The organism is Streptococcus mitis, assembly GCF_905187495.1.
Lineage (GTDB): Bacteria > Bacillota > Bacilli > Lactobacillales > Streptococcaceae > Streptococcus > Streptococcus mitis_CU.
In genome coordinates, this window is sequence record NZ_CAJJIB010000151.1 from 585,297 (window position 1) to 604,641 (window position 19,345).

The 19,345-nt window shown below is 41.1% G+C and carries 28 protein-coding genes, 1 tRNA gene and 2 pseudogenes; 17 read left to right on the top strand and 14 right to left on the bottom strand.

Annotation, left to right across the window (positions count from 1 at the left end; genetic code table 11):
* The first annotated feature begins 14 nt into the window (after nt 1–14).
* Nucleotides 15–782 carry a hypothetical protein gene (locus tag JQ843_RS09010; RefSeq protein WP_020903238.1) on the top strand — a complete coding sequence of 256 codons (768 nt, stop codon included), beginning with the start codon at nt 15–17 and terminating at the stop codon, nt 780–782.
* A 31-nt stretch (nt 783–813) separates the two neighbouring features.
* Here JQ843_RS09010 and JQ843_RS09015 read toward each other — a convergent pair whose 3' ends face one another.
* Both JQ843_RS09015 and JQ843_RS09020 read right to left on the bottom strand, forming a co-directional pair.
* The gene (locus JQ843_RS09015) at nt 814–1,509 is read right to left on the bottom strand and encodes an LrgB family protein (RefSeq protein ID WP_024057288.1); all 696 of its coding nucleotides are present in this window, start codon (nt 1,507–1,509) and stop codon (nt 814–816) included.
* Nucleotides 1,506–1,880: a CidA/LrgA family protein gene (locus tag JQ843_RS09020; protein ID WP_000781325.1), complete on the bottom strand. Its 375-nt coding sequence runs from the start codon at nt 1,878–1,880 to the stop codon at nt 1,506–1,508. The genes JQ843_RS09015 and JQ843_RS09020 overlap by 4 nt, the downstream gene beginning before the upstream one ends.
* A gap of 283 nt (nt 1,881–2,163) precedes the next feature.
* Here JQ843_RS09020 and JQ843_RS09025 point away from each other — a divergent pair, with 283 nt between their 5' ends.
* From JQ843_RS09025 to queF, 7 genes are all read left to right on the top strand, one after another.
* Nucleotides 2,164–2,544 carry a MarR family winged helix-turn-helix transcriptional regulator gene (locus JQ843_RS09025; protein WP_061590387.1) on the top strand — a complete coding sequence of 127 codons (381 nt, stop codon included), beginning with the start codon at nt 2,164–2,166 and terminating at the stop codon, nt 2,542–2,544.
* Nucleotides 2,545–2,643: 99 nt separating this feature from the next.
* Nucleotides 2,644–2,865, top strand: coding sequence for a DUF4649 family protein (locus JQ843_RS09030; RefSeq protein WP_000570255.1), 222 nt, complete (start codon nt 2,644–2,646; stop codon nt 2,863–2,865).
* A gap of 15 nt (nt 2,866–2,880) precedes the next feature.
* Entirely contained in the window at nt 2,881–3,195 is a 315-nt protein-coding gene (gene trxA, locus JQ843_RS09035; protein ID WP_001029581.1) for a thioredoxin, read from the top strand.
* A 201-nt stretch (nt 3,196–3,396) separates the two neighbouring features.
* The gene (queC, locus tag JQ843_RS09040; protein WP_125456397.1) at nt 3,397–4,050 is read left to right on the top strand and encodes a 7-cyano-7-deazaguanine synthase QueC; all 654 of its coding nucleotides are present in this window, start codon (nt 3,397–3,399) and stop codon (nt 4,048–4,050) included.
* Entirely contained in the window at nt 4,050–4,493 is a 444-nt protein-coding gene (gene queD / locus JQ843_RS09045; RefSeq protein ID WP_000464575.1) for a 6-carboxytetrahydropterin synthase QueD, read from the top strand. Before queC ends, queD begins: the two co-directional genes overlap by 1 nt.
* On the top strand, nt 4,486–5,202 hold the full coding sequence (gene queE / locus JQ843_RS09050; protein WP_203213452.1) for a 7-carboxy-7-deazaguanine synthase QueE: 717 nt from the start codon (nt 4,486–4,488) through the stop codon (nt 5,200–5,202). The genes queD and queE overlap by 8 nt, the downstream gene beginning before the upstream one ends.
* Before the next feature lie 124 nt (nt 5,203–5,326).
* Nucleotides 5,327–5,818, top strand: a complete 492-nt coding sequence (gene queF / locus JQ843_RS09055; RefSeq protein ID WP_000082579.1) for a preQ(1) synthase — start codon at nt 5,327–5,329, stop codon at nt 5,816–5,818.
* Between the two features lie 57 nt (nt 5,819–5,875).
* Here the strand turns inward: queF and JQ843_RS09060 are convergent, their stop codons facing one another.
* A complete protein-coding gene (locus JQ843_RS09060; protein WP_000714814.1) occupies nt 5,876–6,544 on the bottom strand; it encodes an MIP/aquaporin family protein in 669 nt (222 codons plus the stop codon).
* Between the two features lie 256 nt (nt 6,545–6,800).
* On the opposite strand from JQ843_RS09060, the gene JQ843_RS09065 reads away from it, so the two are divergent.
* Complete coding sequence (locus JQ843_RS09065; protein WP_000048147.1) at nt 6,801–7,565, top strand: (S)-acetoin forming diacetyl reductase; 765 nt, start codon at nt 6,801–6,803, stop codon at nt 7,563–7,565.
* 107 nt (nt 7,566–7,672) lie between these two features.
* On the opposite strand, the gene JQ843_RS09070 is transcribed toward JQ843_RS09065, so the two are convergent.
* Nucleotides 7,673–8,464: a DUF2785 domain-containing protein gene (locus tag JQ843_RS09070; RefSeq protein WP_203213497.1), complete on the bottom strand. Its 792-nt coding sequence runs from the start codon at nt 8,462–8,464 to the stop codon at nt 7,673–7,675.
* 11 nt (nt 8,465–8,475) lie between these two features.
* Nucleotides 8,476–8,808: a winged helix-turn-helix transcriptional regulator gene (locus tag JQ843_RS09075; protein ID WP_000182730.1), complete on the bottom strand. Its 333-nt coding sequence runs from the start codon at nt 8,806–8,808 to the stop codon at nt 8,476–8,478.
* A gap of 152 nt (nt 8,809–8,960) precedes the next feature.
* Between JQ843_RS09075 and JQ843_RS09080 the strand changes: the two genes are divergently transcribed.
* Nucleotides 8,961–9,350, top strand: a complete 390-nt coding sequence (locus tag JQ843_RS09080; protein WP_203213453.1) for a nuclear transport factor 2 family protein — start codon at nt 8,961–8,963, stop codon at nt 9,348–9,350.
* A gap of 167 nt (nt 9,351–9,517) precedes the next feature.
* Here the strand turns inward: JQ843_RS09080 and pepF are convergent, their stop codons facing one another.
* The 7 genes from pepF to JQ843_RS09115 form a co-directional block, all read right to left on the bottom strand.
* Complete coding sequence (pepF, locus tag JQ843_RS09085) at nt 9,518–11,314, bottom strand: oligoendopeptidase F (protein ID WP_203213454.1); 1,797 nt, start codon at nt 11,312–11,314, stop codon at nt 9,518–9,520.
* 10 nt (nt 11,315–11,324) lie between these two features.
* Nucleotides 11,325–12,068, bottom strand: coding sequence for a 16S rRNA (uracil(1498)-N(3))-methyltransferase (locus JQ843_RS09090; RefSeq protein ID WP_004256076.1), 744 nt, complete (start codon nt 12,066–12,068; stop codon nt 11,325–11,327).
* Nucleotide 12,069: 1 nt separating this feature from the next.
* Nucleotides 12,070–13,020 carry a 50S ribosomal protein L11 methyltransferase gene (gene prmA / locus JQ843_RS09095; RefSeq protein WP_045605872.1) on the bottom strand — a complete coding sequence of 317 codons (951 nt, stop codon included), beginning with the start codon at nt 13,018–13,020 and terminating at the stop codon, nt 12,070–12,072.
* Between the two features lie 137 nt (nt 13,021–13,157).
* Nucleotides 13,158–13,586 carry an NUDIX hydrolase gene (locus JQ843_RS09100; protein WP_203213455.1) on the bottom strand — a complete coding sequence of 143 codons (429 nt, stop codon included), beginning with the start codon at nt 13,584–13,586 and terminating at the stop codon, nt 13,158–13,160.
* A 9-nt stretch (nt 13,587–13,595) separates the two neighbouring features.
* Nucleotides 13,596–14,066 (bottom strand): DUF3013 family protein, encoded by a 471-nt coding sequence (locus JQ843_RS09105; protein ID WP_203213456.1) that lies wholly within the window; start codon nt 14,064–14,066, stop codon nt 13,596–13,598.
* Between the two features lie 291 nt (nt 14,067–14,357).
* Complete coding sequence (locus tag JQ843_RS09110; RefSeq protein ID WP_203213457.1) at nt 14,358–14,810, bottom strand: type II toxin-antitoxin system HicB family antitoxin; 453 nt, start codon at nt 14,808–14,810, stop codon at nt 14,358–14,360.
* Nucleotides 14,811–14,846: 36 nt separating this feature from the next.
* A complete protein-coding gene (locus JQ843_RS09115; protein WP_001132279.1) occupies nt 14,847–15,026 on the bottom strand; it encodes a type II toxin-antitoxin system HicA family toxin in 180 nt (59 codons plus the stop codon).
* A 398-nt stretch (nt 15,027–15,424) separates the two neighbouring features.
* On the opposite strand from JQ843_RS09115, the gene JQ843_RS09120 reads away from it, so the two are divergent.
* The 5 genes and pseudogenes from JQ843_RS09120 (at nt 15,425) to JQ843_RS09140 (ending at nt 16,703) form a co-directional block, all read left to right on the top strand.
* Nucleotides 15,425–15,640 (top strand): hypothetical protein, encoded by a 216-nt coding sequence (locus tag JQ843_RS09120; RefSeq protein ID WP_203213458.1) that lies wholly within the window; start codon nt 15,425–15,427, stop codon nt 15,638–15,640.
* Between the two features lie 15 nt (nt 15,641–15,655).
* Nucleotides 15,656–15,847, top strand: a pseudogene (locus JQ843_RS09125) (CPCC family cysteine-rich protein); the annotation flags it as partial.
* A 9-nt stretch (nt 15,848–15,856) separates the two neighbouring features.
* A pseudogene (locus JQ843_RS09800) lies at nt 15,857–16,042 on the top strand (CPCC family cysteine-rich protein); the annotation flags it as partial.
* Between the two features lie 214 nt (nt 16,043–16,256).
* Nucleotides 16,257–16,466, top strand: coding sequence for a CPCC family cysteine-rich protein (locus tag JQ843_RS09135; RefSeq protein ID WP_238393769.1), 210 nt, complete (start codon nt 16,257–16,259; stop codon nt 16,464–16,466).
* A gap of 30 nt (nt 16,467–16,496) precedes the next feature.
* Nucleotides 16,497–16,703 carry a hypothetical protein gene (locus tag JQ843_RS09140; protein ID WP_203213459.1) on the top strand — a complete coding sequence of 69 codons (207 nt, stop codon included), beginning with the start codon at nt 16,497–16,499 and terminating at the stop codon, nt 16,701–16,703.
* A 28-nt stretch (nt 16,704–16,731) separates the two neighbouring features.
* On the opposite strand, the gene JQ843_RS09145 is transcribed toward JQ843_RS09140, so the two are convergent.
* A complete protein-coding gene (locus JQ843_RS09145) occupies nt 16,732–17,058 on the bottom strand; it encodes a hypothetical protein (protein WP_203213460.1) in 327 nt (108 codons plus the stop codon).
* Between the two features lie 2 nt (nt 17,059–17,060).
* Nucleotides 17,061–17,258: a hypothetical protein gene (locus tag JQ843_RS09150; RefSeq protein ID WP_203213461.1), complete on the bottom strand. Its 198-nt coding sequence runs from the start codon at nt 17,256–17,258 to the stop codon at nt 17,061–17,063.
* A gap of 407 nt (nt 17,259–17,665) precedes the next feature.
* Here JQ843_RS09150 and JQ843_RS09155 point away from each other — a divergent pair, with 407 nt between their 5' ends.
* Both JQ843_RS09155 and JQ843_RS09160 read left to right on the top strand, forming a co-directional pair.
* Entirely contained in the window at nt 17,666–18,937 is a 1,272-nt protein-coding gene (locus JQ843_RS09155) for a replication-associated recombination protein A (RefSeq protein WP_203213462.1), read from the top strand.
* Between the two features lie 264 nt (nt 18,938–19,201).
* Nucleotides 19,202–19,274: transfer RNA gene (locus JQ843_RS09160), tRNA-Lys, on the top strand.
* Nucleotides 19,275–19,345 lie beyond the last annotated feature (71 nt).

Consider the following 19,345-nt stretch of genomic DNA (forward strand, 5'->3'; position numbering starts at 1 on the left):
CAAAGGAGATTATTATGTTTTGGAATTTAGTTCGCTACGAATTTAAAAATGTTAACAAGTGGTATTTAGCCCTTTACGCTGCCGTGCTAGTTCTTTCCGTTCTCATAGGAATGCAAGTACACTACTATAATTATGTATCTTTCAAAGATAGCCAACCTGTCTTACTTTTCTTTCTGGCTCTCGTCTTTGGTGGATTGATGATTACACTTGGGATTTCAACCATTTTCTTGATTATTAAACGATTCAAAGGTAGTGTCTATGACCGACAAGGCTATCTGACCTTGACCTTGCCAGTTTCTGAACACCATATCATCACAGCCAAATTAGTTGGAGCCTTCATTTGGTCTATCCTTAGCTCCACTGTACTAGTTCTAAGCGCTTTTATTATTGTTACCATAACGGTTCCAGAATGGATATCAAATTCTGAGTTGATTCCACTTGTAGGAACATTCCTTCCTCAACTCTCTCTTATGGGGGTATCCTTCCTACTAAATACCATCTCAGGAATCCTCTGCATCTACTTGGCTATTTCCATCGGACAACTGTTCAATGAATACCGTACCGCACTCGCTGTTGCAGCCTACATTGGTATCCAAATCGTCATTGGATTTATTGAAGTCTTCTTCAATACCAGTACTAACTTCTATATTAATTCACTTGCAGGATTTAATGATAATTTCTATATGGGAGCAAGCGTAGGCATTGTTGAAGAACTCATATTCATAGCTATCTTTTACCTCGGAACCTACTATATCTTGAAAAACAAGGTTAATTTACAATAAAAAATGCCCAGCTAAAAAGCTGGGTTTTGATTTAACTCAATATCAAACTGGCTACAATAGGGCTGACAAAGACATAGAGAATACCGGTGACACCGATAGACAAACCACCCATGGCTCCTGCTACAGAACCGTATCGAAAGGCTGTGCCTGTTCCGACTGCGTGACCTGTTCCTCCAAGGGAAAGACCAACAGCTACTGGATCATCTATTTTCAACCACTTCAAAAGTGTTGGGCCGATGACACTGGTTAAAATCCCAGTCGCCACCACAACAACCAAGGTCACAGTCGTCAAGCCTTGCAATTTTTCTGTAATCCCAACTGCCATGGCGGTTGTTACTGACTTAGGAAAGAGAGAAATGGCTAGGAAAAAGTCCATTCCAAAAATCTTTGCTACAAGGGCCGTGAAAGATGTATTGACCACTACCGCTAACAAACTACCAAAGAGAATACTCCGAGCATGGTGCTTCATCAAATGAAAACTCTTGTAAAGCGGAATCCCTAGAGCCACGGTCGATGGGACAATCAAGTTGTTCAAATAAACCCCACCTTGGTAGTAATCTTGGTAAGAAATACCCGTCACTTTTAGAAAGATGATAATGAAAACAGCTGACAAAAGCAAGGGCGTTGTCAATGGATGGGGAAAACGTCTGTAAATCAGCATTCCCACTAGATAGGCTAAGATAGACAGGGCCAGCCCAAACAGGGGATTGGAAACAAATTCACTCATTTGGCATCTCCTTTCTCATAATCTCCCTCAAACCGTCGTTTGATGAACTGAACTACCAAGGCTATGAGGATAATATTGATGACTGCTGCAAAAAAGACAATCAAAACAATGGGCAAAAGATAGGGAGCAATCACATCAAACTTCTCCATGATTCCCACTGCTGGCGGCAAAAAGAGAATGGTCATATTGGCCAGCAAGAAATTCCCCACCATATTGACATGCCTGGTTCTCAGCCACTTAAATTGCAGGGCTAGAAAGAGAATAATCAAACCGATAATACTGCCTGGGATGGGCAAGTGAAAGAAACTAGAGATTCCCTCTCCGATTAGAGAAATCACAAAGAGAATCATTAATTGAACATATAATTTCATCCTAAACTCCACGAAATAGACTTCTTGCATACCAGTTTACTCTTTTTTCAGAAAATTTCAAGGAAATGCACAAGGGATAATAAAAATTAGAAATAGAAAGGGCATACAAACAATTCTTGACTTGTGAAAACAGTGTAATTTAGGATAAAAGATTTCAGCGTCCTTCTTGCCAGCATTCTTGAAAAGTAGTATAATTATTGCATGCGCAATCATCTTGTGATGCAGAGATTGTCCGTGAATGGACATTCTTCTATTTTATAACTCTAAAAAGAAAGGAGATACTATGACCTATTTAGAAAAATGGTTTGACTTCAATCGGCGTCAGAAAGAAATTGAAAGTCTCTTGGAAGAGACCATTGCCCAGCAGAGCGAGCAAAGTCTGACCTTGAAAGAATTCTACCTCCTCTACTATCTGGACTTGGCTCAAGAAAAATCTCTACGCCAGATTGACCTGCCAGATAAGCTTCATCTGAGCCCGAGCGCTGTTTCTCGGATGGTGGCTCGCTTGGAAGCCAAAAATTGTGGTCTGCTTAGTCGCAGGTGTTGTGATCAAGATAGGCGCTCTAGCTTTATTTGCCTGACAGGTGATGGGCAAAAGACACTGGCCTCGCTACAAAAGGCTGTCGAAGCAAGCTTGGAAACTGGTTTAGATTTCTTGATTTAAGATGATTTTAGAAAAAAGTTGCGTGCGCAATCATTTTTCTTGACATTCTCTTTTACAAGGAGTAAAATAAAATCATCATTAAACAAAGGAGTTTTAAACATGATTGAAATTACCTATCTAGATGCCAGCAAGAACGAAAGAACTGTAACTTTCGAATCTTATGAAGACTTTGATCGTTCACAACAAGCTTGTCTTATCGGCGTCGCAGACTACTACCCTGTCCAAAAATTAACTTACAATGGTCATGATTTGGACTACCATGGGACTTATGGAGATATCTTCTTCTATCTCAAGAAACAAGATTTAAGCCAATATAACTAAAAAAGGAGAAATACAATGGCAAAAGCAATTACAGATGCAACATTCGAACAAGAAACAAAAGACGGTTTGGTCTTGGTAGACTTTTGGGCAACTTGGTGTGGTCCATGTCGTATGCAAGGTCCAATCTTGGACAAATTGTCTGAAGAACTTTCAGAAGATGTTTTGAAAATCGTTAAAATGGACGTTGATGAAAATCCAAACACAGCTCGTGCCTTTGGAATCATGTCTATCCCAACTCTTCTCTTCAAAAAAGACGGCCAAGTAGTGAAACAAGTTGCTGGTGTTCACACAGCAGAACAAATCAAGGCCATCGTTGCTGAATTGAGCTAATCATACTAGAGACCAAGTACTTGCTTTGGTCTCTTTTTTCTTGCCCTTTGCCATTTTTAAAAAAATATGCTAGACTGTAAGTAGAATATTACGATGTTTGGGACATGCCATCGCTAAAAAAAACCTCTACTTGGTATTTTTTAGCTCCCTCAAGGGAGCTTTTTGCGTGCTCTGAACATTTCCCATTTTGGAAGGAGTACTATGAAACGTCAATCAGCCTTGGTCGTCTTTAGTGGCGGTCAAGATTCTACAACCTGCCTCTTTTGGGCTAAAGAACACTATGAAACGGTCGAAGCAGTCACCTTTGCCTACGGTCAACGCCATCATCTCGAAATTCAAGTCGCTAGAGAAATCGCTAAGGAACAAGGTATCCATCACCATATCCTCGATATGTCTCTGCTGGGACAAATTACTGAAAATGCCCTGACCTCTGATCTGGAAATTGAGCAAAAAGAGGGAGAGGTTCCCAATACCTTCGTTGATGGTCGCAACCACCTCTTTCTATCCTTTGCGGCTGTTCTTGCTAAGCAACGTGGCATTAAAGATATCGTGACAGGTGTCTGCGAGACAGACTTCTCAGGATACCCTGACTGTCGAGATGTCTTTGTCAAATCCCTTAATGTTACCCTCAACCTTGCCATGGATTTCGACTTTGTTATCCAAACACCTCTCATGTGGCTAGACAAGGCTGAAACTTGGGAATTAGCTGACCAACTCGGTGCCTTTGACTATGTTCGTGAAAAGACCTTAACCTGCTATAACGGGATTATCGGAAGTGGCTGTGGAGATTGCCCAGCCTGCCACCTACGGCAACATGGTTTAGATGTTTATCTCTCACAGAAAGGAGAGGACTAATGTTTTTTGCACCCAAAGAAATCAAACAGGAAACCGGGGAGTCTCTTGTCTACAATCCTCACAGAACCTTGGTATCAAAAGAGTTTACCTTCGATGCTGCCCACCACCTCTTTCACTATGAGGGAAAATGTAAGTCCCTTCATGGCCACACCTATCATTTGCAGATTGCTGTCAGTGGATTTTTAGATGAACGTGGCATGACCTACGATTTCGGAGATATCAAAGCAATCTACAAGAACTACTTAGAGCCCCACTTGGATCATCGCTATCTCAATGAGACCCTGCCCTATATGAACACGACTGCTGAAAATATGGTTTACTGGATTTTCCAAACTATGAGTCAAGAGTTGCCAGACGAGCGCGGTCTCCGTTTGGAATACGTTCGCCTCTATGAGACTCCGACTGCCTTTGCGGAGTTTAGACGGGAGTGGTTAGATGACTAGGGAACGTGTCCTCAAACTACCAGTTCTAGAAATTTTTGGCCCAACCTTTCAAGGCGAAGGCCGTGCAATCGGGCAGAAAACCATGTTTGTCCGCACTGCTGGCTGCGACTACCACTGCGACTGGTGCGATTCTGCCTTTACTTGGGATGGATCTGAAAAGCCAACTCGCATGACAGCTGACGAGGTCATTGCTGAGTTGGATAAATTAGGGAGCTACGACTATGTAACCCTATCTGGGGGAAATCCTGCTATCCTAGCAGCCAACATGGCTGAGCTAGTCACCAAACTCAAGGAACGTGGTGTCACTCTGGCTGTTGAAACTCAAGGCTCTCGCTGGCAAAATTGGTTGAAAGACATCGACCAGGTCACTCTGAGTCCCAAACCTCCTTCATCCAAGATGGAAGTCAACTTTGAGACCCTGGACTTTATCGTTTCCCAATTGGATCCAGACAAGGTCACCTTTAAAATCCCTGTCTTTGACGATGTCGATTTGGCTTTTGCCAAAGGAATTCAAGAACGCTACCAACCAGATGTTCTCTTCTTATCGGCTGGAAATCCTGAGCCCAAGGCTACAGGAAATATTGTCCAAGACCAACTGGACCGCCTCAAAGAACTCTGGGAACGCGTCGCTGCTGACGATAGCTGGGGCAATGTCCGCGTCCTTCCTCAACTCCATACTCTCCTCTACGACAACCAACGTGGTGTTTAATACTCTTCGAAAATCAAATTCAAACCACGTCAGCTTCGCCTTACCGTACTCAAGTACAGCCTGCGGCTAGCTTCCTAGTTTGCTCTTTGATTTTCATTAAGTATAAAATTAGAAAGAAAAAATTATGTCACAACAAGAAGAAATGAAAAACCTAAGCCTCCTCGGCAACAAAGAAACCAACTACATTTTCGACTATCAACCAGAAGTCCTCGAATCCTTTGACAATCGTCATGTGGAAAATGACTATTTCATCAAATTCAACTGTCCTGAATTTACCTCACTGTGTCCAATCACTGCTCAGCCAGACTTTGCGACGATTTATATTTCCTACATTCCTGACAAGCTCTGTGTCGAGTCAAAATCCCTCAAACTCTACCTCTTTAGTTACCGAAATCATGGGGATTTTCACGAAAACTGTATCAATACCATCGGCAAAGACTTGGTCAACTTGCTAGACCCTCGCTATTTAGAGGTCTGGGGAAAATTCACTCCACGCGGTGGCATTTCAATCGACCCCTACTACAATTACGGTAAGCCAGGAACCAAGTATGAAGGCTTGGCAGAACAACGCCTCTTCCAACACGACCTCTATCCAGAGAAAATTGACAACCGCTAAACAGATAAGAAAAAGCCCTGTTCCTCAAACTGAGGAGCAAGGCTTTTTGAGTTTCAATTATTCTTCTGTTCCAAGGAAGTTTTTAGCAACAAGGGCTGCAAGAATCCCACCAACGATTGGAGCAAGGATGAAAATCCATACTTGTTGAAGGGCTGAGCCACCTACCAAGACAGCTGGTGCCAAGCTACGAGCTGGGTTTACTGAAAGTCCAGTAATGTTCAATCCCACAAGGATCATGGCCATCAAGGACAAACCGATTACCAAACCAGCAATCGCTCCATTGCCCTTGCTTTCTGAAGTCACGGTCATGATAACCAAGACAAACAAGAAGGTTGCGATTGTTTCAAACAAGAAACCACCAAAGACAGTGACACCGTTTGCCAAGGCATTTTCACCAAGACTAGTAGTTGACATCCCTGAGTTCGCCAAGAGGAAGAATAGCGCAGCTGATGCAAGGAAAGCTCCAACTACTTGCCCAAGGATGTAGTTAACAAGCTCCGAAGATGACAAACGTTTGTTTACAAACATAGCGATCGAAACCGCTGGGTTCAAGTGAGCACCTGAAACAGTTCCGATTGAGTAAGCAGCAACCACGATTGCCAGACCAAAGGCAAAGGCGATTCCAAGGTGACCTAAGCCATCAAGACCATTTCCAAAAACAACAGCTCCTGTCCCAATGAACACAAGCATGAAAGTACCGATTAATTCAGCAACAAATTTTTTCATTTTCTTTCTCCTTTTTTCAAAAACTAGATACTAGTCTATCAAAAGTAGGAAAGGGTTTCAAGAAAATTGATTGGAAATTTCAGGTTAAAATTCTGTAAAAACGGTAGTGTTTATTTGAAACATTTTTTTCAAAGGTGTATACTAATAGCGTAGTTTTGATAGGGGTTACAAAACCCATTATAAAAGCTCATTTGTAAACCTTTGCTGTTCTTTTATGAACGTTTGAATGGTATCGTGAATACCAAGGAGGAATCATATGTCTAAAGTTGCTATTGTCACAGGTGCAGGTCAAGGAATCGGTTTTGCAATTGCGAAACGATTGGTTCAAGATGGCTTTAAGGTAGGAGTCTTAGACTACAATCCCGAAACAGCCGAAAAGGCTGTTGCCGAATTATCAGCTGAAAATGCCTTTGCTGTCGTAGCTGATGTTTCGAAACAGGCAGAAGTTGCCCAAGCATTTCAAAAAGTTGTTGACCATTTTGGTGATTTGAATGTTGTCGTAAATAATGCTGGTGTTGCTCCAACTACTCCTCTTGATACAATTACTGAGGAACAATTTACACGTACTTTCGGTATCAACGTTGGTGGTGTCATTTGGGGGTCACAAGCTGCACAAGCGCAATTTAAAGCACTTGGCCACGGAGGTAAAATTATCAACGCAACTTCTCAAGCTGGTGTAGTCGGTAATCCAAATCTAACTGTTTATGGTGGAACCAAATTTGCTGTTCGCGGAATTACGCAAACATTAGCCCGTGATTTAGCAGACTCAGGTATCACTGTTAACGCCTACGCACCAGGTATTGTGAAAACACCAATGATGTACGATATCGCTCATGAAGTTGGTAAAAATGCAGGAAAAGATGACGAGTGGGGTATGCAGACATTTGCAAAAGATATTACCCTAAAACGCCTATCTGAACCAGAAGATGTGGCTGCTGCTGTCAGCTTCCTTGCAGGGCCAGATTCAAACTACATTACAGGACAAACCATTATCGTTGATGGTGGTATGCAATTCCATTAAGATACAGGAAAAGAGGTTGGAAAATGATTCAACCTCTTTTATTAGTTTTCATTATTAGTTAGGAGGATACAATAGAAACTCTTTCAATAAATAATATTAGCTTATCCCTAGTATTGAAAAGACTGGATGGCTTCTTTCAAGTCATCTTGTAAACTATTTCTCTGGTCAAGTTGGACATAGACTTCCAACAGACAGGATCTGAAGTTGGAAAATTTATAAAAATCTTCCCTTTCTTCTATCGGAAAGTCAACAGCTTTTATCCAAGAAGCTACTTGCTCTTGCTCCAACTTCCCTTGTAAAATAGGTTCATAGATTACTCTTGCTAAACGCCAATCCTCATCATCTGTAAAACGAATGGACATTCTTTTAAATAGTTGGCCAAGTATCTCAAATACTTCATGAACCCTGTTTTTAGGAAAGTCTGGATGACAAACCACCTCTGTCAGTAAATCGGCTCCATGTGCAAAAGCATGAACCCAACCATACTGACTTGAAAAACCCGTTGTATCCTTTTCTTTTGAAAGATAGTACAAACCTTGATTTAAAAGGACATTGCGAATTTCTGCTTTTAATCCCTGATAAAAAACCGATTGCTGGTTGGCGTCCGCCGACAAGAGATTTGCATAAATAAGCGCCCTAAAAGAACGTTCGAGTGTTGGCAGGCCTATCTTATCAATCTCTTTGTCTAGTCCTCCATCAGCTGAGACCACATCAGCAATGAAATGAAATTGTTCCTGTGTAAATAGCTCTTCCTGAATCCCTCTAGCAAAGCTTGTAAAAACAAGGTCATCACGAATTTCTGGAGAAGGATCTCCCAAATGATAAAGCAACCACTGGATTTCTTCCTCATGATAACTTGGTCTTTCTTCAGATATTTTTCTGAGTAACTCTTGATACATGGTCAATACCTCTACATTTCTAGCAACTTGATATAATCTAGACCCCATTTCTCGACAGCATCTAAAACAACTCTGAATTCCTGCCCCATTTCAGTTAAGCTGTACTCAACTCGTGGTGGAACTTCGGCATAGACCTTTCGTTGAACAATCTTATCCTTTTCTAATTGACGGAGATGACGGGTCAAAATAGTTTGAGTAATCCCAGGCAATAATCTCTGCAATTCTTTAAATCGTTTGGTACCCGTACTCAACTGATAAATGATTACCAGTGCCCATTTCCCCGTTAAAACCCTCTGCGTTGTTGCAAATGGACAAATACCATACTCACTCACTTTATTTGTCATAAAATATCTTCTTTCTATTTTTTAAAAAAAAATTTATCTTTTAGTATCAATAAAAGTACCACTTTTGATACTAGCTATCAAAAAAAGTGTCTACTTGTTTTTTTGTTTGTAACTGTTACAATTATATCATAAAAAAGAAATGGAGAATAGATATGTCAACAAACTTAGAAATTTTCAATGCTTATAACCAAGCTTTAATTGCTGGTGACTTTCCTGGTGTCTTTGAAACGATGGCAGACGATATTATCTGGCATCAACCTGGTACTCATAGTATATCTGGTTCAGTTGGTGGTAAGGACAAGCTAGGAACTCACCTGGCTACATTTGCTGAGAAAACTAGTGGAACCTTTAAGGTGATAACAAATTGGGTTTCTGACAATAAGGATTTAATCGCAGCCAATGTTACTTTTCTTGGAACACGTGCTGATGGTACTGAACTCAATATGAACGGGATTGACCTCTTCCGCATTGAAGACGGAAAAATCAAAGAAGTTTGGCTCTTCTCTTCAGATCAAGCTGAAGAAGATAGCTTTTGGGGATAATTTAAGAGGCCAGGACAAAAAATTTTGATTTTAGGAATTCTTTATTCTAAATTTTTAAATTAATAGATTAGAAAAAAAGCGAACAAGACAGAATTCTGAGTGTCAGATAACTCGTTTTGTTCGTTTTTTATATTTAAGGTTAGACTTTTATCCCAGACTCTTTTAATTTACTCTCCCAACTGGGCACTGTAGGCGATAATCTGATCAACTGTGTCAGACAAGAATTGGATGGTATCACGGAGTGGTTTATCTGTAGAGATATCTGCTCCGATAATCATGGCTGACTCAAGCGGTGTCTTGCTACCACCTGACTTAAGGAGATTGAGCCAGTCTTCAGCTCCAGTTTCTGAGTTTTTAAGATGGAGGTAACCAGCAGTCGAAATCACAAGTCCAGCAGAGTAAGTGTAACTATACAAGCCCATATAATAGTGAGCTTGGCGCATCCAAGTCAAAGCTGCATCATCATCGATTTCAATGGCATCGCCCCAAAAATCTGTCAAAACTTCCTTCATAATACTGTTGAGTTTGCTTGCTCCAAAGGTTTCCCCTTCTTCAATCAGTGTGTAAATCTTGCGTTGAAAGGCTGCTTCCAAAAGGTGGGTAATAAGGTTATGGAAGTAGGTATCTGTCAAGCGGTGAGCAAGAGCGAAGCGTTTTTGACGTGGGTCCTCAGATTGGTGTTCCAAGTAATCACTGAGAAGCAATTCATTGAAAGTTGATGGCGCTTCGACATAGTAGGTAGACATGTGGGCGTTGAAATAGCTTTGGTGGTTGTCAGAAAAGATAAACTGACCAGAATGCCCAATCTCATGAATCAAGGTATAGACATCACTCAAACGACCTGTCCAGCTCATAAGGACATAAGGGTGGACACGATATGGATCCGCCGCATAACCGCCAGAATCCTTGCCACTATTAGCAGCAAAGTCCACCCAGCGCTCTTCTTGATAGCGAGCAACTTCCTGACAATATTCTTGCCCCAAAGGCTCTACCGACTTCATGACCAAATCATAGGCGTCGTCAATAGTCACTTCAGGATTCAAGGCGCTGTCCAAGTCCAATTTCCAGTCTGCAAAGGTCATCTTTTCAAGACCATTGACCTTGGCAACATGCTTGAGGTATCTCTGAGCGACTGGCGAAAATTCCTGCATAATGAGGTCAATCTGGCGATCAAACATGGCACGGTCCACTTCTTGCTCAGCCAAAAGATAATCAAAGACAGAGTCGTAACCCTTCATATCTGCCAATAATTTTTCAGACTTGACTTGGGCTAAATAGGCTGCCGCAGCTGTATTTTGGTGCTTACGAAGACCTTCTGAGAAGGAACGGAAAGATTTTTCACGAACCTCAGCATCCTCGTGATTTTGGTAGAAATTCTCATAGGTGACAAAGCTGTTTTTGTAGGTCTTGCCATTGACTTCAAAGTCGGCCATTTCAAAATCCCCAGCTCGCATCTTAGTGTAAATGTCCTGCGGACTGTAGAAAACCTCGCCGAGATTGGTCAAGGCCTTCTCCACATCAGCCCCTAAATAGTGGGCTTTTTTTATTTTGGCCTGACGAATGGCAGCTGTTAAATGAGGCAATTTACCCAAACGGTCCAAGACTTCCTCATCTGCTACCATCAAGGCATCGTCAAAGAAGGTCAGAGCTACGCTGGCGTCTGTTTCAAATTCCATCCCAGCTTGGGCAATGTTGGCAAATTCGTCATTGCTATAGTCTGTCGTCTGAGGCATAAAGCCATAGTTGCCAATATGGCTCATCTGAATGTAGATTTGTTCCAATTCCGCAAAGGCCTTCTCGAAATCTTCAAAAGTGTGAAGATTGCCATTGTAGTCACGGCTAAACTGGTTGATGTCTTCACGAGCCTTCTCGATTGCACGCAAGAAATCCTCACGGTCTTGGTATAGGGCTGTTAAATCCCAAAGTTCCTTCTCTGGAAATTCTGAACGGTGTTTTTGTTCCATTTTCTTCCTCTTATTTCTCTAATTCTAATAAAACACTAAGGGCTGATAAGGCGTAAAGCGGTGCTGTTTCTGCTCGCAAAATACGAGGACCAAGACCTGCCAAGACTGCTCCCTTAGCTTCAAAACTTTCGATTTCTGCAGGTGACAGACCACCTTCTGGACCAAAGATAAAGAGCAATTTGGCTCCCTTCTCGAGTCCATTAACTGCTTGTAAAAGCGCAGCGGCTTCTCCTTCTTTGGCCGACTCTTCATAAGCCACTACGATAGAGTCAAATTGGTCCAGTTGAGCTAGAAAGTCTGATTTTTTCTCGAAAAGTGTGACACTTGGTACTAGATTACGCTTGCTTTGTTCTGCTGCTCCAAGGGCAATTTTTTCTAGTTTTTCAATCTTTTTACCCAATTTCTTGCCATCCCATTTGGCGACCGACCAATCGGCAGGGAAGGACCAAATCTGGCTGGCGCCCAGTTCAGTTACTTTTTGAGTGATAAACTCGAGCTTGTCGCCCTTGGGAAAGCCAGATGCGATGGTCACCTGGATTGGTAATTCCACGTTGTCAGCTAACTTTTCAACCAACTCAAACTGACGATTTTCAACATCCAAGACGCGCGCCAAACGCTTGATACCATCATCAAAGACTAAGGTCACCTCATCATCTTCTTTCAAGCGCATAACCTGAAACATATGCTTGCTGGTTTCCTTGTCCTCGATGGTGACAGGAGAGACTGCACTCCCCTTGACAAAATACTGCTGCATGCTAGCCTCCAATCACACCGGAAATATCCTTGGTTTTCTTAAAGACACAGGCATTCCATTCCCCTTGAACCATGTGAGTTTCGAGGAAAAATCCAGCTGACTCAGCCGACTCGCGCACCATGTCCCACTTGTCCTTGATAATGCCACTCATGATGAGGTAGCCTTCATCCTTGACCAAGCGGTAAGCATCATCCGTCAAATGAATAAGGATATCCGCCAAGATATTAGCCACAATCACATCTGCCTCAATCTCAACTCCCTTAAGCAAGTCTCCTGCTGCTACATGAATGTTTTCCATACCAGGGTTGAGCTCAATATTTTCCTGAGCAACACGAACTGCCACATCATCCAGGTCGTAGGCAAAGATTTCCTTGGCACCAAGTAGCGAGCTGGCAATAGAGAGAACCCCTGAACCAGTACCCACATCTAGCACTGTTTCCCCACCACGAAGAACCTGCTCCAAGGCAAAGAGGCTCATCTTAGTGGTTGGATGGGTCCCCGTACCAAAAGCCATACCTGGATCCAGCTTGATAATCTTTTCCCCAGCAGTCGCCTCATAGTCCGTCCAAGACGGCACGATGGTCAAATCATGAGTGATACGAGCTGGTTCATAGTATTTCTTCCAGTTGTCTGCCCAGTCTTCCTCAGCCAAGGCAGTCGTCCCCATCTTGACCTCTCCCAAGTCCATAAAATCAGTTAGTTCCGCGAGACGGGCCTGCAAGTCTGCCTCAACCGTTGCTACATCAACCGTATCAGGGTAGTAGGCTGTCACTACGATTTCTTCTTGCTGCTCAACCTCTGGGAAAATCTCGCCGAAGCGGTCAACATTTCCCACATAGTCCATACTATCTTCGATCGCAACACCTTGCGCTCCCAGCTCAATCAAGAGATTGGAAACCAACTCCTCTCCCTCACGCTTCACTGTAACTTTTAACTCTTGCCATGTTTCCATATTTAAGATACCAAGCCCGTAAAACACAAAGCCAAAATAGAAACTTCTCTGAAGACGCTTGTGTCTATGAGAAGTTTATCTTTTTGGCACAGTGTTTAGGGCGGGTTCAGTTTAGAAATTTAACCGAACCATCCTTTCTAATCACTTACTTTATAATAATCTTTTAATCTCTCTTGCAAATGAGGTACAACTTGACTGGAGCTAAGAAATTCCTTGACATTCATGAGCTGATAGCCCTGCCCTTCATCACCAAAGGTGATATTGTCAAACTGGTTCTGTGTTAACTGACCGACTAGAAATACAGATTGTTTATCCGCAAAAAGCATACTTGGATAAAACTTACTCCAAAGCAGACAATCCTCAGTCAAATGAATTCCCAGTTCTTCATAAACTTCACGCGCTGCGCACTCAAAAGGACTTTCATCCCCCTCGCGTCCCCCACCGGGCAGTTCCCACATGTTGGGCCAGGGAATGCTTGTCTTATCATCGCGTAAGATGGTCAGGAGCCTATCCCCACAAAACAAAGCAATCTTACAGCCTGTGAAATCAGAAATTTCTAGTTCCATGTCAAACTCCTAGTATCTCGGATAAGGATAAAACTCTCCCTCTTCCAAGCCGACTTTTCCTTCTTCAAAGACTTCTTGGTTCCATTCCATGACGAATTCTTCTGCTTCTGGGTCATCCAAAAAGTCCATAAGGGCATCTAGACCAACCTCGGCAGTATCTTTAAGGAATAGTGCAAAATAGTTTAAAAATTCGCGAGAGAAACCTTTCTTTGGTAAGTAAGGAATAACCGTCAAATAATCTTCCTCATTGACGGTTGACTTAGCAGGATTGTAAAAGAGTACCGCTTCTTCAAAGAGAATGTCATCTGATGAAACCTCTCCATCTTCATCCACCATCTCCACACCTGCAGCATTTTGCGCTTCCAATAGAAAACTCACTTCAACCGCGTGGTTGCGCTTGTCCCAACTAATCTCAAAATCAAAGGGAAAGTTCTTCTCCAACTCTTCCTCTAAAACATCTAAAAATCCGTATGTTGCCATTTTGTCCTCTTTCTATGCGACTCTTAAATCGCCCCGATTGCTCGGAAATATGCTAAAATAGATACTACCATCTTACCACAAAATTATTTTATGTCCTAATTATACCATATTACCTCATTTAAACCCTTGGTATCAGTGATTTTCTTAAACAGTTGATTTCCTTATTTTTTCCAAAAAGTCAACACAAAAAGCCCTCGAAAGGGCTAGCAAATCTATAGGATCAATAGATAAGTAACTAGCACAATTAGATGTGCTTTTTTATTGACCACTCCCACGATACCACACTTAATCTTAGGCTTGAATTTTCTTATCTGCAATAGCGTCTGTCAAAGTCTGAGAAAAGTTAAGTCCCATTTCTCGTCCCAACTTATCTGCCCATCTTGGTATAGTCAAGGTCTTTTTAATTGGTTCCTGACTTCCTAAGTACTCTGATACATCAACAGATACCATAGAAATAAAAGATTTATCAAGGTCATAGGTTGACACGAAATCTTCATCATCTTTAAAAGGATCATTATCAATTAAGGACAAGCTATTGATATCTGATGGCTGGGGCAAATCTCCATCACTCTCTATTAAATCTGCGACAGTAATTCCTAACCACTCCGAACCCATAGCCAAAGCCTCAGAAATCCCCGCACCTTGTGTAGCTGAGTATTCAAAATCTGGGAAATGAACAAAATAAGTCGCTTTTACTCCATCTGTATCATCATAATAAAATAAAGCTGGATACGTAACTAACATCTCACTACCTCCATATCAAAAAGCAGGGGTTGAATTTTACAACCCAGCTTGCTTTCTTATCCCTCTTTCAGTGTACTTATTCAGCTCACCATGAGGGATTGTGATAGGTCTTTCCCCTTGCTTCTCCATTTTAATATGGGAGCCTTTACCGCCTTTGGTCTTTATCCAACCATGAGCCGTAAGGAGTTTAACCATCTCTTTTTGTGTCATAGGCATAGCGCTTTTACCTCCTGACAACACTATTATAACACGTGCTACACGTATTGTAAAGTAGTAATACTTATTACTCTCTTATACATAAAAGCCCCTAGATGTGGTTCTAAGGGAAGCCTTATATAAACGGATAGGCAGAACTATCAGAGTTCCTGCTTTTCTCGACCCACTAGAAATGGCGCGATTCAATCTCAACATTACTTCTCCTCTCTTCATTAAAAAATGATTATCACCCAAAATTATATTACGATTTTTATAAAAGACTAGCAAAAACTACTAAATCAATACATTCGGCAGACGAGAAACTTGCATTGTCAGATAAACTGTTTTATCATTTACCATACTTTATTCATTAGTAATATCACTTGATTTGAAGTATAATATTGGAAAGGAAATCAGTAATGAGTTTAGAACGATATTTAGGAAAAGAAATTAGTGTTGTTTTTGTTGACGGGCAAATTTTAGAGGGTCATTGTAATAGCTTTACAGGGAAACTTGATACGGAAGATGAACTCTATGATGAAATTACAATAAGAACAGATAAATATCCATATGTTGGATTTAATGAATCTGAAATCGCATCAATAGAGTTAACTCAAGACGGTATTACAAAATAACAGGAGTTGTTTATCATGAATAAAACTAAAAAAGAGAATTTAATTTTCATTGATGGTTGGGAGCATGTGCATTGCCCTGTATGTGGAACTTTAGTAGAAACTTATGATATTTGCGATGTTTGTCATTGGCAAAATACGGGAGCATTTAATATCGATGGTGGTCCTAATAAAATGACTCTTGCTGAAGCGAAAATGGCTTATAAAAGGAAGAACGACATGAATGAATCACAAAAGACTTGGGAAATTAACGGGGAAATATGGCTACATTGCCCTGTTTGCGGAACTGAAGTTATGGACTATGATATCTGTGACGTTTGTCGTTGGCAAAATACGGGTATTATAAATATTGACGGTGGCCCTAACAAGATGACTCTCGCCGAAGCCAAAGAAGCTTACGCAAGGAGAAAAATCGTAAAAATTCTAGAATTTGATACAGTGTTGTTAAAAAACGGTCAAACGGCGACAATTGTCGAAAAGTTAAGTGAAGATACTTTTATTGCTGACATAGGAGATTCCCCGAAAGACTGGGATACCATAACAATTACAATCAATGATATTGAAAAAGTAGTGTATTGAAATAGCTAATATATTTGTATAGTATTGGGAGTAACCTTAAATGAATAAGACTATAAAAAAGAATATAATAATGATTGACGGATGGGAACATGTGCATTGCCCCGTATGTGGAAATTTAGTAGAAACATATGATATTTGCGATGTTTGTCATTGGCAAAATACAGGAGCATTTAATATCGATGGCGGTCCAAATAAAATGACCCTTGCGGAGGCTAAAGAAGCTTATGTTAATGGAATTCCAATAATATAATAGACTATAGTACTACGAAAGGAGAGACTGATGGAACTTAGAAGATTTAATAACAAGGTTGTCAGAATCACCGATATTGATGGCCAAATATTTGAAGGTGTAGCTCTTTACGAAGACAAAGATGTCCACGATGAAGAACTTGATGGGTTATCCGTTAATTCTGGAACCAGGTGGACTAAACTCTTTGAAGATGAAATCAAGAAAGTTGAAATTATTAACCAAGATCAAATGGAGTAAAAACTCCTTCGAATAGATATCCACTATTTCACTTTTCAACCATGTTTATAATTTCTTTTAAGCTTGGTTTTGTTTTTCTAATTCTATCCCATGCCCTCATTTTTAAAAAAGTCCCTAAATAGATGCCATTTATCTTTGGTAATTCGTTAGAAAGATTGTATTTCTCTCTAATCTCATCTTTATGACTTTCTACAAATTTGCTACGAGGTAAGCAATAAAAAATACCTTCCCCAAAATAACTTAAATCTTCATCAGATAGTTCAATTAGTTCTTCAGGTTTTACAAAAATCGCTCTATTAACTCTATCTTTGCCACTGGCAAAGGCTTTCTCCACAAATCTTTTATCTAGTCCCATCTTTATTTAACTCTCTTAAATTGTTTTAGTTCCAGAACAGTCAGTTCTTTAAATTCTTTTCCTGTTTCGTTTAAATATTTGTTAATTTTTCCAAGATTGTATTTCATAGGTGCTGGTTTCACTCCATTTGGTAAACCAACTAGTCCGTCAAGTTCCATAAATGACTTATTTTCAAGTAGCTTTGAATTTGAAGTATTCATCTAGTTCCATTTCTCCTTTTCAAATATTGCTATCTAAATTTATATCTACTATGTACTTTATCAAGAAAACTTCCTGACTTGGTAATTCCATCATTTCCATTCCTTATCACCTCTCTTTTCATTATAGTTCATGCAATAACATTTAGCAATATTATTTCTCAAGTCAGCAATTCCACTTCTTTAGACTCAACTATCATATTTTAAGCTTTAAGGGAAATCCATTCTCTCATGCTGATACCTCTCCTCATCAAATTAAATAGTCAAAAAGCTTCTATCTCGCTCCCGGAATGTTACAAAACCATTGAAATATCACAACTAATAGGCTAGAATGGACATAGTAAGATACATTTGGTGAGTTATACTGCTCAAAAAATATGAAACTAAAATCCACGTTAGAAAGGACTGCTATGCCAGACAATCTCGCGCTTCGCATGCGCCCTAAAACCATCGACCAGGTTATCGGTCAGGAGCATCTGGTCGGACAAGGAAAAATCATTCGTCGCATGGTGGAAGCCAACCGCCTGTCTTCCATGATTCTTTATGGACCTCCTGGAATCGGCAAAACCAGTATTGCCTCTGCCATCGCTGGAACGACCAAGTATGCCTTTCGAACTTTCAATGCGACAGTAGATAGTAAAAAACGACTGCAAGAAATCGCGGAAGAGGCTAAATTTTCAGGTGGCCTCGTCCTATTACTGGACGAAATCCATCGTCTTGACAAGACCAAGCAAGACTTTCTACTTCCACTCTTGGAAAGTGGTCTCGTCATCATGATTGGGGCTACGACTGAAAATCCTTTTTTTTCTGTAACACCTGCTATTCGTAGCCGTGTTCAAATTTTTGAGTTGGAACCTCTGTCTAACCAAGACGTCAAAGAGGCTCTTCAGATAGCCCTAAGTAACCCTGAGCGTGGTTTTGATTTTCCAGTAGAACTAGATGAGGATGCGCTGGATTTCATCGCAACCTCTACAAACGGAGACCTTCGCTCTGCCTTCAACTCACTGGACCTGGCTGTTCTCTCTACCCCTGAGAATGATAAGAGCATCCGCCACATCACCCTCGATATCATGGAAAATAGTCTTCAGAGAAGCTACATTACCATGGACAAGGATGGAGATGGACACTACGATGTTCTCTCAGCCCTGCAAAAGTCTATCCGTGGCTCAGATGTTGATGCCAGTCTTCACTATGCTGCCCGCTTGATTGAGGCTGGTGATTTGCCAAGTCTCGCTCGTCGTTTGACTGTTATCGCTTATGAAGATATCGGTTTGGCCAATCCTGAAGCCCAGATTCACACCGTGACTGCTCTTGATGCTGCCCAGAAGATTGGTTTCCCAGAAGCCCGCATTCTCATTGCCAATGTCGTGATTGATTTGGCCCTTTCTCCAAAATCCAACTCAGCCTATGTAGCTATGGATAAGGCGCTTGCCGACCTCAAAACATCAGGGCACTTGCCTATTCCGCGACACCTGCGTGATGGGCACTACAGTGGAAGCAAGGAACTGGGGAATGCCCAAGACTATCTCTATCCACACAACTATCCTGGAAATTGGGTCAAGCAAGACTATCTACCAGAAAAAATCCGCAATCATCACTATTTCCAAGCAGAAGATACTGGTAAATATGAACGGGCTTTGGCTCAAAGAAAGGAAGCTATCGACCGTTTGCGAAAAATCTGAAATCCTTTTCAAAAAATTGCACTTTCCTCTTGATTTTTTTTGAAAAAGTGGTATTATATAAACATAGAAACGCTGTGGTGTACGACTTCACACTTAAGTGTTGACCGACTATTTTTTGTATTATTAGGGAAACAAAAGTCTTCTAACAGCATGTAGGCCGTCTCACACGGAAACAGCTTCAGTTAGAGCGAGTTGCCCACCTGCTTAATTGCGCGGGTTCAATACAAACCGTGAAGTTTCGGCACCAATACAGCTTTTTTCTTTGCCTCCTTAGCTCAGCTGGCAGAGCAGCGGACTCTTAATCCGTGGGTCACAGGTTCGATCCCTGTAGGGGGCATCTAATACAACAGGAAAAGCCTTGAAATCAAGGCTTTTTTGCTTGTCTATAACTGATTTGCTCCATCATTT

Excerpts from the sequence above, each read along its gene's own strand:
- JQ843_RS09010 (WP_020903238.1), top strand. The coding sequence starts at position 15 with ATGTTTTGGAATTTAGTTCGCTACGAATTTAAAAATGTTAACAAGTGG.
- JQ843_RS09015 (WP_024057288.1), bottom strand. The coding sequence starts at position 1,509 with ATGAGTGAATTTGTTTCCAATCCCCTGTTTGGGCTGGCCCTGTCTATC.
- JQ843_RS09020 (WP_000781325.1), bottom strand. The coding sequence starts at position 1,880 with ATGAAATTATATGTTCAATTAATGATTCTCTTTGTGATTTCTCTAATC.
- JQ843_RS09025 (WP_061590387.1), top strand. The coding sequence starts at position 2,164 with ATGACCTATTTAGAAAAATGGTTTGACTTCAATCGGCGTCAGAAAGAA.
- JQ843_RS09030 (WP_000570255.1), top strand. The coding sequence starts at position 2,644 with ATGATTGAAATTACCTATCTAGATGCCAGCAAGAACGAAAGAACTGTA.
- trxA (WP_001029581.1), top strand. The coding sequence starts at position 2,881 with ATGGCAAAAGCAATTACAGATGCAACATTCGAACAAGAAACAAAAGAC.
- queC (WP_125456397.1), top strand. The coding sequence starts at position 3,397 with ATGAAACGTCAATCAGCCTTGGTCGTCTTTAGTGGCGGTCAAGATTCT.
- queD (WP_000464575.1), top strand. The coding sequence starts at position 4,050 with ATGTTTTTTGCACCCAAAGAAATCAAACAGGAAACCGGGGAGTCTCTT.
- queE (WP_203213452.1), top strand. The coding sequence starts at position 4,486 with ATGACTAGGGAACGTGTCCTCAAACTACCAGTTCTAGAAATTTTTGGC.
- queF (WP_000082579.1), top strand. The coding sequence starts at position 5,327 with ATGTCACAACAAGAAGAAATGAAAAACCTAAGCCTCCTCGGCAACAAA.
- JQ843_RS09060 (WP_000714814.1), bottom strand. The coding sequence starts at position 6,544 with ATGAAAAAATTTGTTGCTGAATTAATCGGTACTTTCATGCTTGTGTTC.
- JQ843_RS09065 (WP_000048147.1), top strand. The coding sequence starts at position 6,801 with ATGTCTAAAGTTGCTATTGTCACAGGTGCAGGTCAAGGAATCGGTTTT.
- JQ843_RS09070 (WP_203213497.1), bottom strand. The coding sequence starts at position 8,464 with ATGTATCAAGAGTTACTCAGAAAAATATCTGAAGAAAGACCAAGTTAT.
- JQ843_RS09075 (WP_000182730.1), bottom strand. The coding sequence starts at position 8,808 with ATGACAAATAAAGTGAGTGAGTATGGTATTTGTCCATTTGCAACAACG.
- JQ843_RS09080 (WP_203213453.1), top strand. The coding sequence starts at position 8,961 with ATGTCAACAAACTTAGAAATTTTCAATGCTTATAACCAAGCTTTAATT.
- pepF (WP_203213454.1), bottom strand. The coding sequence starts at position 11,314 with ATGGAACAAAAACACCGTTCAGAATTTCCAGAGAAGGAACTTTGGGAT.
- JQ843_RS09090 (WP_004256076.1), bottom strand. The coding sequence starts at position 12,068 with ATGCAGCAGTATTTTGTCAAGGGGAGTGCAGTCTCTCCTGTCACCATC.
- prmA (WP_045605872.1), bottom strand. The coding sequence starts at position 13,020 with ATGGAAACATGGCAAGAGTTAAAAGTTACAGTGAAGCGTGAGGGAGAG.
- JQ843_RS09100 (WP_203213455.1), bottom strand. The coding sequence starts at position 13,586 with ATGGAACTAGAAATTTCTGATTTCACAGGCTGTAAGATTGCTTTGTTT.
- JQ843_RS09105 (WP_203213456.1), bottom strand. The coding sequence starts at position 14,066 with ATGGCAACATACGGATTTTTAGATGTTTTAGAGGAAGAGTTGGAGAAG.
- JQ843_RS09110 (WP_203213457.1), bottom strand. The coding sequence starts at position 14,810 with ATGTTAGTTACGTATCCAGCTTTATTTTATTATGATGATACAGATGGA.
- JQ843_RS09115 (WP_001132279.1), bottom strand. The coding sequence starts at position 15,026 with ATGCCTATGACACAAAAAGAGATGGTTAAACTCCTTACGGCTCATGGT.
- JQ843_RS09120 (WP_203213458.1), top strand. The coding sequence starts at position 15,425 with ATGAGTTTAGAACGATATTTAGGAAAAGAAATTAGTGTTGTTTTTGTT.
- JQ843_RS09135 (WP_238393769.1), top strand. The coding sequence starts at position 16,257 with ATGAATAAGACTATAAAAAAGAATATAATAATGATTGACGGATGGGAA.
- JQ843_RS09140 (WP_203213459.1), top strand. The coding sequence starts at position 16,497 with ATGGAACTTAGAAGATTTAATAACAAGGTTGTCAGAATCACCGATATT.
- JQ843_RS09145 (WP_203213460.1), bottom strand. The coding sequence starts at position 17,058 with ATGGGACTAGATAAAAGATTTGTGGAGAAAGCCTTTGCCAGTGGCAAA.
- JQ843_RS09150 (WP_203213461.1), bottom strand. The coding sequence starts at position 17,258 with ATGAATACTTCAAATTCAAAGCTACTTGAAAATAAGTCATTTATGGAA.
- JQ843_RS09155 (WP_203213462.1), top strand. The coding sequence starts at position 17,666 with ATGCCAGACAATCTCGCGCTTCGCATGCGCCCTAAAACCATCGACCAG.